General features: G+C 48.8%; 2 protein-coding genes. Both read left to right on the top strand.

What is annotated here, in order from left to right; all coding sequences use genetic code 11:
• The coding region (locus ACT3IC_RS23490) for an effector protein Tle3 domain-containing protein (RefSeq protein ID WP_473479881.1) at nt 1–886 on the top strand (886 nt) is incomplete at its 5' end.
• Between the two features lie 9 nt (nt 887–895).
• Nucleotides 896–1,603, top strand: a complete 708-nt coding sequence (locus ACT3IC_RS23495) for a T6SS immunity protein Tli3 family protein (RefSeq protein ID WP_156654531.1) — start codon at nt 896–898, stop codon at nt 1,601–1,603.
• Nucleotides 1,604–1,780: the final 177 nt, after the last annotated feature.

Raw genomic sequence — 1,780 nt, forward strand, 5'->3', positions numbered from 1 at the left:
GGGGAAAGCCCCCAACGCAAAGCCTTTTGCGTTGCCGCCGCGAAAGGAGGGGGATGCAGAATACGCTTTCCTGACCAACAGCAGCTACAGCTACCGCGATGTGGTGGTGAACGGCGAGGAATTACCGGAGCCGTTTACGTTTAAACTCCAGGGACAGGATAACAGGTCTGATAACGATCCGCAGACCAGTGACAAGCCCTATACCTATTATATCGATCCGGACAGCCCGGATGCCTACATCTCTTATTCCGCTAAAGCCAGTGCTATTAAGCGCACCGCATCGGCCGTTTATGCAGTTAATAAATATCAGAGTACTGGCTGGTGTCCCGGTCACGTTTTGACTCCTTCAGAGCTCAGTGTCGAGAGCATTGAACGTAAGCGTGAGGTCATTCATGGTGAGGTGTCAGGTTCACGTGACTTTCAGCTAGTCACTCTTACATGGCGTAAAACACCAGAAGAATTGCAGGCTGAATGGCAGAAAACCGATCCGGTAGGTTACAGCCAGCACTCGTCTATTGTGATGAGTGCATTTGCGCCATCACACGCGATGGCCTTTGATCTGGCTATTGGACAATGCAAATCATTTGACTATCAGGCGGGAAAGTTCTGGGAAGGGCTGTTACATCGTGCGGACTGGCGTGATCCGCAGAATAGCTATCCTGCCGCTAAAGAGTATTACCGTAGAGGAAAACTAGATGAACAACAGACCAAATGGTTTATGAATAAGCCAGATGAAATTTTACCAAAAGGTGAGTTTGGGGTAGAAAATCAGTTTAGCAATCCTACAACTGTCAAACCTTCACGCAATCTGGCCGCCGGAAATCAGGAGGTAAAAAATCTGCAATGGGATATGCCCAAACCCAAGAGTGATCGCCAACTGGCTTAAGGACTAAATATGAAAGGATTATCTGCATGTTTTGCGACGCTGATCTTTCTGCTTACTGCGGGTTGCAAGGCTTCAGAGCAGCCGACACAGATCATTTATCGTTTTGATGATCACCGATATCTGGAGCTTAAAGGGTGGAATTGCGAAGGTGAACTTTGGTATACGGACACGAAGCGAGGGATTCACACCAGGCCTGTCAGCCAGTTTTACAGGCTATTTACCCGTAAATTTGTCCATCCTTCAGAACGTTACATTGCAATAACAGGCTGGGGTGCTGGCGGTTTTATGGTGTCTAAAGACTATGGGCAAACGTGGCGTTCCGTTGCATTCGCTCCTGGCCATAATGAACCGAATGGGGATGATTACGCGCCTTATGAAGATGTTATTTCTTTCACCGTCGTCAACGATCAAGGCTTTTTGCAGACCAAACATAGGCTTTATATGTCTTCAAAACCGTTTGAAGATCCGCGCATTCTGCCGGGGGGCCCAGGGATTGAATTTTCCGTGGATGACGGTATGGGAAGCACAGTAAACGGGAAGCTCGAACCCCGATCCCCTGGCTGGGCCTGGGGGATGATCTACATGACTAAACAAGGGCTTGAAAACAGCACTCAACAATTTAAAACGAACTGGCAGGATTTACCCGACAAAGTCCCCGAAGTGAAGGGCTATACAGGTTGGGATCGTATGCGCTGTGACATGGATGCGGGGCGATAATTGATGAAAGGATTATGCACTGTTCTCCCTTGGGATATCGCCGAGGTGATTACCCGTCCTCTGAACAGTAAAGATCGCACAATCTTTGTCTTGCTAACGAGGTCGCAGAAGCGGACAGGAAAGCGCAGGTCTGGGATACGGAGATTGGCCCGAAGCTGGATGAGCTGATTAATGAGC

It is taken from the genome of Leclercia sp. GHBNCSD (assembly GCF_055805075.1).